This is a genomic window from Chroococcidiopsis sp. CCALA 051 (assembly GCF_003015105.1).
Classification (GTDB): domain Bacteria; phylum Cyanobacteriota; class Cyanobacteriia; order Cyanobacteriales; family Chroococcidiopsidaceae; genus Chroococcidiopsis; species Chroococcidiopsis thermalis.
The window spans coordinates 1-9,493 of the sequence record NZ_PYCI01000200.1; the positions used below are offsets into that span (position 1 = coordinate 1).

Consider the following 9,493-nt stretch of genomic DNA (forward strand, 5'->3'; position numbering starts at 1 on the left):
AATACGAATCGATCGCGCTTGAGCCAGTCGTCGAGAACGTCAAACCATCCTCTTTGACTCGGTGCGCGTCCTACTGCGATTGTCATGAGGACAAATCTCCAAATCTTCTTATGATTACTTTTTTGCGAGCTTTACGCCCAACTTTAAAAGCGTTTACTTTCACGTTAGGCAGAAAGTAGACCGAGTTGTAAACTCACTTTACGAATCTTAACTCACTCTAATTATTATTTGTACAACTGACTGGTAAATTGCAACAACCCAATTGAATGAATTCGATCGCGAGATTGCAGGTTTTTTTCTGTCTCTAGCAAGATGGAACGCCTATTTGAACCTGTCTAAGGGCGTATCATTTGAAAAAAATGATTGGATAATTTTATTAATTTACTTCAAGTTATAAGTTTTTCCTTGCTTCAGTCGCCGCAGCTGTCACACTTAGATCTTCCATTTCTGAGAAACGTTTGGTTGAAGTCATACCATCAACCTCAGCATCTGCATCGACATCATCAGCAAAAGGATTGTGGAAGAAAGACCCCGTTTGGGGTGGTAGAGTTGGATCGAGAACAATTTCTGCCAAACTTTTTGCGACTCCAGTTAGGGGAATGGCGAGAATCACACCTAAAAATCCGCCCAATTGCGCCCCCAGTAATAGAGAGATGAAAATAGCCACGGGCGATAAACCCGTCAGATTGCCCATAATCCGAGGTGCAACTAAATTATCTTTAATTTGTTGTAGGGCAACTGCGATCGCCAAAACCTGAAGCGCAAGCCACCAGTCGATAAAAGCAACCACGATCGCGACCGTACCAATACCTAAAGTCGCACCAATAAACGGAATAACTTCTGTTAAGCCAATAAAAACGGCGAATAAGAGGAAAAACGGCACTCGCAGTGTCGAAAAAGCGATGGTGAGCGTGACAGCCATAAATAACCCTAGCAAAAGCTGCCCTGAGACAAAGCGCTGGAGATTGCGTTGCAAGGCAGCAGTTAAGCCAGAGCGAATTTGAGGCGAGAGGATACTCGTCAAACTATTCCACACCCGTTCCCCATCAATCAGCATGTAGAAGGAGAGGACTAAAATTAGAATTGCGTCCAAAAACCAATTAAACGTACCGATCGCCAAGCCTAGACTTTTAACTGCGATCGCTTCAGCCTGGGTTTGCAGCCGATCCAATAACAGCGATACAAGCAACTGGACATCAAAGGGTAAGTTATATTGAGCGCTCCAGGCTTGAAAAGTATTTAATTGTTCCTGAGCCGAATCGACAATGGTTGGTAAGTTATTCACCAACTGCCGCGCTTGGTTAAATACAAGCGGTACTACAGTCAACGCGACAATCGCAAAGACAAATCCCGCTCCCAAGTAGACGAGTCCAGCTGCTAACGTGCGGGGTAAAAAAGTTTGCAATCCAGCTACGGCATAGTTAAGCAAAAAGGCAATTAGAGCGGCGCTAATGACAATACTTAATAATTCGCCCACATAACCCAAGGCTCGAAGCGTCACCGACACTGAAACCAAGATTAGCAGCCAAGTGATCAGAAATTGTTGAATCGGTAAAAAGGCGCGGTTCATCGTTAGTGAGTGGTGAGTGGCTAGTGGCTAGTGGCTAGTGGCTAGTAGTAGATAGGGTGTGGGGTGTGCGTGGTGAGTCAATTTTCTCCCTCAGCTCCCTCAACTCCCCCAGCTCCCTCAGCTCTCTTTCCCCTGCTCCCTTTAAAATGTAATGTCTCTGCGGGATTTAAAGCATCTTCTGACACGGGGAGGAAAAGATCGAAAAGATTTTTCAAACAACTCGCGATCGGAACGGCTGTGATTAAACCCAGTAATCCCCCAATTTTAGTCCCTACTGCCAAAGCTATTAGCACTCCAATCGGGCTTAAGCCTGTAAAACTACCCAATAACCGAGGAGCGATCGCTTGATCGATAATTTGGTCAACTACTACAGCTACCGCTAATGTTTTGGCTCCCAGCCAGAAGTCATGTACGGCGACTAACAGTCCAACGAGGCTGAAACTTAAAACGTCTCCAAAGGGAATTAAAGTCATTGCGCCGATTCCTAAGCCGAATAGCAATCCGAAAGGGACTCCTAAAGCCACAAATGCTAAAGTCATGGCTGTACCGACTAGTGCAGCTAGTGCCACCTGACCGATCAGATAATTTTGAAAGTTTTGCTGAAGCGATCGCTGTAGTGGAATACTCCAGCGAGATGGTAAACGTCCAAAAACACCACGCCAAAGCCGTTCGCCGTCCAATAAGAGGTAAAACGTTAGCACGACGGTTAAAATTGCCTCGGAAACGCTATCAATCGTGCCAATAATTAGCATTACTAGTTCTTCGCCTAGAAACTGTAATTCATCTGGGAGGCGATCGCTCACTTGTGTGGTTAAATGAGTCAGATCGAAAGGTAACTGCTGCGTTTCTACCCAGGTGTCTATCATTTTTAGCTTTGCCGTTCCAGCGTCAATCCATTGCGGTAGTAGTCTCGCACCTTCGCTTAACTCTTCTACAAGTAGCGGAATTAAGGTAATACCTAAAGCTATCGATGTGACTAAGGCTATGAGAAAGACTAAGAATACTGCATATTGGCGTTGTACTTGGCGCTGTTGAAGCCACTGCACGGGGTAATTCAGAATGAAAGCTAATACCGCTGCTAAGCCGAATATGGCGATCAGAGGTTGAAAATACTGAAAAACTAGGAGTGCCAGCCATCCATTAAATACAAGTAAGGGGAATGGCAGAGCGATCGCCAACCATTGCCACAATTTATTTTTGGAACCATTCATACCCTTTCACACCTAGCATCAGCCTGCGATCGATTTTCGCTCAAAAGATGCAATGCTCACCTCTTTCTTGCGATTCCATCAGGTAGTTCAGTTGCAAAGGTTAAGATGAGAGCAGCTTAGTCACGATGTTGAAGGTAAAATGTTCACGATCGACTTGACAATCAAAAATACAGCCTTTCCGGTGTCAGTACAACGGAAGGAAACTGCGGATGCAGAAGCAGCATACAATCAAATTCTGGCAGCAATGCGCAGTGGAAATCCAGAAATTATCGAATTGACGTGCGATCGCCAGCCAGAAAAGAAAGTCGCCGTCCGTACCAGCGAAATTTCTGGGGTGCAGATCTCGCAAAAAGACAGCACGGCTGCTGGCAAAACCCCTGGCTTTTTTGCCTTTACCGAATCTAAATAACTAGCTGGGGTGTCAATGGCTGAATCTGCCATTCAAGTTCGGGATTTGTGCTTTAGTTGGTCTAGCGGAGAACAAGTTTTTCAATCTCTCTCTTTAGAAGTACCAAAGGGAGAGTTTTGGATGTTGTTGGGAGTCAACGGTAGCGGTAAGTCTACTTTACTGCGGTTGTTAGCAGACTTGTTAACACCTCAGTCCGGTCAAATTGGCATCGTGCATCCAGTTGGCTTTGTCTTCCAAAATCCCGATCACCAACTCGTAATGCCCACTGTGGGGGCTGACGTGGCTTTTGGGTTGGTGGAAGAAAAACTCTCCATCTCCCAAGTCCGTCAGCGAGTCACAGAAGCGCTGGCTGCGGTAAATTTATTAGAACTACAGCGTCGTCCGATTTATGCCCTGAGTGGAGGACAAAAGCAGCGCGTTGCTATTGCTGGGGCGATCGCCCGTCGTTGCGAAGTTCTGTTGCTTGACGAACCTACAGCCCTCCTCGATCCCGATAGTCAACTCGATCTGGTGGCGCAGGTGCAAAATTTGGTGAAAAGTCGGGGAATGACAGCCCTTTGGGTGACGCATCGTCTCGACGAGTTGAACTATTGCGACGGTGCTTTTTTACTCGAACGCGGCTGTCTGATCGATCGGGGAGAACCAAAACGGTTGCGACAAAAACTGATGGAAGTCGCAGCATAGGACACAGCAAGGGCTTGGCACTGCCAAGCCCTTGCTATTTCCCCCTGAGTGTCATGCGTGATACGCAAACAAAGATTAAAATTGTGAATAATAAATTTTATATTTAGTAACATTCACAGCGAACCATGTCACCCCCTTCGACTCAACCTGTTTTGCTAGTAGACGGCTACAACATCATTGGCGCTTGGCAACACCTGAAAATAGCCCGCGATCGCGACGGACTAGAGGCAGCGCGGTGGCAGTTGGCAGAAGCTTTAATTAGTTACAGTGCTTTTAAGGGATTAAGTACTCAAATTGTTTTTGACGCTCAGTATCAGCAGACTATTGGGACTCAAGAAGTCAAAACAGAAAATCTATCTGTATACTACACCAATTTCGGCGAAACGGCAGACACATATATAGAAAGAATCTGCGCGGCATACTACAGGCAGTATTTAAACCGCTCGCTCTGTTCCCGTTTGATTGTTGCTACCTCCGATCGCGCTCAGCAACTAACTGTAATGGGTTACGGTGCGGAATGGCTCTCAGCATTGCAACTGAGACAGGAAGTGGAGGCGGCTACGATGCGATCGCGCCGCAAACACAAACAAGCCAAACAATCATCAGGGAGATTTCTGGCTTCGGCGATCGACCCGAAAGCGCGGCAAAAGCTAGCTAAAATGCGTTTTGGCTTGTAAATTTGGTGCGACAGAAAATAAAGTCTCAAAAAAATTAGTCAGGGACTTGCAAAACCTGTTTATAAGGGTTATTATAAATATTCGCAATCCTCAGTAGCTCAGTGGTAGAGCGGTCGGCTGTTAACCGATTGGTCGTAAGTTCGAATCTTACCTGGGGAGTTAATCAAACTATTCTCGAAAAGTCTCAGCTGTTTCATCGAATTAAAACAGCTGACGGAAAAGCGATCGGCGGCTAGACTAGACGCAGCTGAGCATAGGAGAGTCTAGCATGAAAGACCGCGACTACACTTTAATTCTTGACAAAAGCGGCAGTATGTCCACTCCCGACCAACAAGGGGGTAAAAGTAGATGGGAAGTTGCTCAAGAGTCTACTTTAGCAGTGGCGCGAAAGTGCGAACAGTTCGATCCTGATGGTATTACCGTCTATGTTTTCTCCGGTAAATTTAAGCGTTACGATGATGTAACTTCGGCGAAAGTTTCTCAAATCTTTTTAGAAAACGATCCGGTGGGGACGACGAATTTAGCATCTGTGCTGCAAGATGCAACCAATAACTACTTTCAACGCAAAGCCAAAGGACAGACAAAACCAGAGGGAGAAACGATTGTCGTTGTCACCGATGGAGAACCAGACGATCGCCGTGCGGTGTTTGAAGTTATCATCAATGCTACCCGTCAAATGGAACGGGATGAAGAACTAGCTATTTCAATGATTCAAGTTGGTTCCGATCCGCAAGCCACCAAATTTCTCCAAGCTTTAGACGATCAATTGCAGGGAGTTGGTGCTAAATTTGATATCTGCGACACGGTGACGTTGGACGATTTAGAAGATATGAGTCTAGCTGAAGTGTTGTTAAATGCGATTGGTGATTGAGCTAGAATGGCGATCGCGGCTTGCTGAAACAAGGGAGAAAGCTGAGGGCAGAAGAGGAAATATATATGGATGAGATCGATCGCCTGCTATCCCAACTCAAAGCTGAAAATGAAAAGCATCCTGCAAAACCTAGTCCTCAGCCACCAGGAGAAAGTTTTTCTACAGCTAAATCGAGTGGGGCGATCGATCGCTTATTAGAGCAAGTAAAATCTGATTACGATCGCCAAGATCGCGAACAAGAGCAAATTAGACAAGCACAATTAAAAGCCGAACAACTAAAACAACAGCAACTTCAGCAAGAAAAACGAGAAGAGTTGAAAAAAACGGCTCAAGTGTGGTTAGAAAAGTTAGATCCGTTTTCTCCTGAAGGATTGTGGTTTGAGCGATTTGCGGAGAAATACGAATCTAAATTAGCAGCAGCAATTGATTATCTGTTGGAAAATTCTGGGTAAGATTGTTATTTGGAAAAGCTTTATTTAAAATGTCGCGCAAAGGCGCAGAGGCGCAAAGCGAGTACATTATGCCTCTTTGTGCCTTTGCGTCTTTGCGTGACAAAATCTCTTGCGATCGCCCTTCCGCAAGCATGGGATAATGGAGAACCGTTAGAAGCAGAAAACTATGCCTTGTTGCTAGATATATTCTTGAATTCTCTGCCTCAGCCATGCCACCCCGCAAACAAACAACAGAAAGATCGGTTTATCAACTGAAAATTACGCTTCAAGATTTGCGTCCGCCAATTTGGAGACGAGTCCAAGTCTACAGCGATATCACCCTGGCTAAATTGCATCGAATTATTCAAGAGGTGATGGGCTGGACAAATTCTCATCTTCATGCTTTTACAATTCAGGGCGTAGAATACGGGCAACCGATGCCAGACTACGATCTTGATATGCGGAACGAACGGACGGCGAAGTTAAGCCAAGTCGCGCCTGGGGAAAAGTTCAAATTCCACTATACCTATGACATGGGCGATTCTTGGGAGCATGAAATTTTAGTCGAGAAAGTACTGCCAGCCGAACCGCAGACGCACTATCCGCTGTGTTTAACAGGTAAACGCGCCTGTCCGCCAGAGGACTGCGGTGGAGTTTGGGGTTATGCAGAATTTTTAGAAGCAATTCAAGATCCAAACCATTCGGAACATGAATCGATGTTGGAATGGGTTGGTGGTGCGTTCGATCCCGAAGCCTTTTACCTAGACAAAGTAAATCAACAACTGAAGCAGATTCGGTGAAACGGCTAAGTCAACAATTTTAACTTTTAACTTTTGACTTTTGACTTTTATTCTTCTTCAAGTACTTCGTTAACTGGGAAACGATCCATCAGTTGAATTGCCCGATAAGCATTGCGACGTAAAGATTCTGACAAAAATGGAACGTGAGGAATTTGAGAGAGTAAATCTAACGTTCGGCGCAGCAATCTGACAACATCACCTTCATCTAAACTCGTATTAGCACATAATTCCGTCCATTCTACGCCTAGCGACCACTGCTCGATTAAAGCTACTAAATCGTATTCCAACCAAATTGGAATTGTGACGTTATAGCGCCGCTGTAATTGAAATAACTGTCGCCGAATCGGACGGATACTCGCCAAGGCAATATCGACTTCTTCTGATAAGAGATAGCGTACCCAACTATCGGGGCGGGGTGTTTCCGTGACTAGCGCCGCGATCGCCGCAGCAAGGTGATGGGGAGCGAGATTGTCTAATTCGCTACTGGCAAGGGCTAAACCCAACCACAGTTCGTTATCTCCTCTGACAGCAGCAGCAACTTTGCCTAAGTTGGTTGGCGTAAGATCGTCCAAAGCCCCAAATCGCTGCAAAATTTCCATTAAGTGCAGAAATTCTTCCCAGTGACGGTGCGCGTAACGTTCTAACTCTGCCTGTCTTTCCTCGATTTCTGTTTGCAGTTGAGCAATTCTAGTCTTGCGTTTGAGAATACTGGCGGGATTGCCTAGATGATGCAAAGGATGGGCTGTTAGTTGCTCTTGTACGGCAATAACTCGGTGTTGTTGTTCTAAAACCTCCGGTGCAGCGTGCCACGGAGGTAGGTCGGGAATTTGTGTCGCAATTGTTGCTGTTTCTTCATTCCCTTTACGCGCTTGCCCTGGTTTGAGTGGCATTTCTACAGGCGGCATCAGATGTTCGGGAATATCTAATCGAGCAAATTCGGCAAATAAATCTGCTATATCGCTACTAGCTGCTACGTACCAGCGATTATCTCGACCCAAACAAATAAAATAAGGTGCTTGTCCCGAACCAGGAATTTTCGCTACCAACACTGCTGGAATGGGCGTTGATGTTTGGACATGCTTGCCGCGCAAACTCAATAATGTACCTGACATGGCAAAATTAATCGTCAAGCTCAATTGCTCTAGTCGTGCCTCTAATGCCTGTTCTTCCAGTACCTTCAAGAGTTGGCGTTCGACTTTGAGCCGTTGTCGCAATTTCTCATAATGATTTAACCGATCCTCATCGACCGACTGCATTTGAGTTTGCAAGTCGGCAAGTCGATCTTCCATCTCGGCGATCGCATCGTATTGGGGTTTCAAATACAATGTGGCGAGATACTGCCCAAAACTACGCTCGATCAGCTCTTTCGCTTCTGCTAAATTATGAATTTGCAGCAGATTTAACACCATGCCGTAGCTGGGAGCAAACTGACTCACTAGCGGGTCTGGTTTAGCAGTGGCTAGATATACAGCTTCTTTCGCGCCTTCAAATGGCGTTTGCAAAGTGACGACGTGACCGAGCTTATCCATACCTCGCCGTCCGGCGCGTCCTGCCATTTGCAAGAATTCGGAAGGATTAAGCAAGCGGTGTCCGCGATCTGTACGTTTGGATAAGGTAGAAATTACTGTCGTCCGCGCAGGCATATTAATTCCTGCCGCTAGGGTTTCAGTCGCGAAGACAACTTTAATTAAACCCTGCTGAAACAATTCTTCTACTAACCCCTTCCAGGCTGGTAATATACCCGCGTGGTGAGCGGCAATACCGCGATAGAGAGGTTCTACTTGTCCGACACGTCCTGCATCTGGGTTGCGGCGCAAAAATTCATCAATTTGGATTTTGAGTTGAGCCGCTTCTTCTAAATTAACTAGCGTTACGCCTGCTAGTTCCTCGACGGCTTTATCGCAACCGCGACGGCTGAAAATAAAGTAAATGGCTGGTAGCATATCTCTAGAGTAGAGATGCCCCACGGTGTCAATTAACTTAGGAGTTTCCGGTCTGGGTCCTTGCTTTCTGTCGCTACTACCCTTTTTCGGTCGCAGTCGCGGATTGATTTTTCCACTCTTGGGATCGAGTAAAGGAAATATTCCTTTAGGATTGCCAAAATAGAATTCGAGCGGAACGGGACGAAATTCAGAATAGATTAGCTCTGTGGGTCCATGAACGCGACAAATCCAATCTGTCAGTTGGTCGCTATTGGCGATCGTGGCTGAAAGTGCCACCAGTTGAATATCTGGCGGACAATAAATGATAGATTCTTCCCATACTGTCCCCCGCTGGCGATCGTTCATGTAATGGCATTCATCTAAAACCACCGCTTCTACACCTTCAAGGGATGTTCCCACTTCACCAATGGGAGTACCGTAGAGCATATTACGAAAAATTTCCGTAGTCATCACCAAGATTGGTGCATCACGGTTGATCGAAACATCGCCTGTTAACAATCCGACCAAATCTGCCCCAAAGCGATCGCGAAAGTCGCGTAATTTTTGATTCGATAGCGCTTTGAGCGGCGTAGTGTAAAAAACTCTCTTGCCTCTAGAGAGGGCGCGATAGATCGCGTATTCCCCAATTAAAGTTTTGCCAGAACCCGTAGGCGCACATACAACTACGGAGCGATTGGCATTCAGTGCCGCGATCGCCTGCCGTTGGAACTCATCCAGCTCAAACGGAAAGATACTCTCTAGATTTAGGTCAGCTTGCAGTTGGGGAATTTTCACTCAATAATTTATGCAACACCCTTTATTAATAGAGTAACCAATCTTGGAAATTTAGGGAGTAGGGAGCGATCGAGCAGGGGAAAAGAGAGCTGAGGGAGATAAGGGGGACAAGGGGGACAAGGG

Annotated in this window: 10 protein-coding genes and 1 tRNA gene; 8 read left to right on the top strand and 3 right to left on the bottom strand. The window is 46.0% G+C overall.

Annotated elements, in window-relative coordinates; all coding sequences use genetic code 11:
- Positions 1-391: 391 nt before the first annotated feature.
- Together C7Y66_RS28890 and C7Y66_RS28895 are read right to left on the bottom strand one after the other, a co-directional pair.
- A complete protein-coding gene (locus C7Y66_RS28890; protein ID WP_106548184.1) occupies positions 392-1,570 on the bottom strand; it encodes an AI-2E family transporter in 1,179 nt (392 codons plus the stop codon).
- Between the two features lie 77 nt (positions 1,571-1,647).
- Positions 1,648-2,781, bottom strand: a complete 1,134-nt coding sequence (locus tag C7Y66_RS28895; RefSeq protein ID WP_015153748.1) for an AI-2E family transporter — start codon at positions 2,779-2,781, stop codon at positions 1,648-1,650.
- Positions 2,782-2,920: 139 nt separating this feature from the next.
- On the opposite strand from C7Y66_RS28895, the gene C7Y66_RS28900 reads away from it, so the two are divergent.
- The 8 genes from C7Y66_RS28900 to C7Y66_RS28930 all read left to right on the top strand — a co-directional run bounded on the left by C7Y66_RS28900 (position 2,921) and on the right by C7Y66_RS28930 (position 6,653).
- Positions 2,921-3,190 carry a hypothetical protein gene (locus C7Y66_RS28900; RefSeq protein ID WP_039715888.1) on the top strand — a complete coding sequence of 90 codons (270 nt, stop codon included), beginning with the start codon at positions 2,921-2,923 and terminating at the stop codon, positions 3,188-3,190.
- A gap of 15 nt (positions 3,191-3,205) precedes the next feature.
- Positions 3,206-3,874, top strand: a complete 669-nt coding sequence (locus C7Y66_RS28905; protein WP_015153750.1) for an energy-coupling factor ABC transporter ATP-binding protein — start codon at positions 3,206-3,208, stop codon at positions 3,872-3,874.
- Between the two features lie 125 nt (positions 3,875-3,999).
- Entirely contained in the window at positions 4,000-4,551 is a 552-nt protein-coding gene (locus tag C7Y66_RS28910; protein ID WP_015153751.1) for an NYN domain-containing protein, read from the top strand.
- Between the two features lie 87 nt (positions 4,552-4,638).
- Positions 4,639-4,710 (top strand) — tRNA-Asn (locus C7Y66_RS28915).
- Positions 4,711-4,819: 109 nt separating this feature from the next.
- Positions 4,820-5,422, top strand: a complete 603-nt coding sequence (locus tag C7Y66_RS28920) for a VWA domain-containing protein (protein ID WP_106548185.1) — start codon at positions 4,820-4,822, stop codon at positions 5,420-5,422.
- A 65-nt stretch (positions 5,423-5,487) separates the two neighbouring features.
- The gene (locus tag C7Y66_RS28925; protein WP_106548186.1) at positions 5,488-5,874 is read left to right on the top strand and encodes a salt stress protein, Slr1339 family; all 387 of its coding nucleotides are present in this window, start codon (positions 5,488-5,490) and stop codon (positions 5,872-5,874) included.
- Positions 5,875-5,970: 96 nt separating this feature from the next.
- On the top strand, positions 5,971-6,129 hold the full coding sequence (locus C7Y66_RS31485; protein WP_158266022.1) for a hypothetical protein: 159 nt from the start codon (positions 5,971-5,973) through the stop codon (positions 6,127-6,129).
- Positions 6,084-6,653, top strand: a complete 570-nt coding sequence (locus C7Y66_RS28930; protein ID WP_106548187.1) for a plasmid pRiA4b ORF-3 family protein — start codon at positions 6,084-6,086, stop codon at positions 6,651-6,653. Before C7Y66_RS31485 ends, C7Y66_RS28930 begins: the two co-directional genes overlap by 46 nt.
- A 47-nt stretch (positions 6,654-6,700) precedes the next feature.
- Here the strand turns inward: C7Y66_RS28930 and C7Y66_RS28935 are convergent, their stop codons facing one another.
- Positions 6,701-9,370 carry an RNA helicase gene (locus tag C7Y66_RS28935; RefSeq protein WP_106548188.1) on the bottom strand — a complete coding sequence of 890 codons (2,670 nt, stop codon included), beginning with the start codon at positions 9,368-9,370 and terminating at the stop codon, positions 6,701-6,703.
- Positions 9,371-9,493 lie beyond the last annotated feature (123 nt).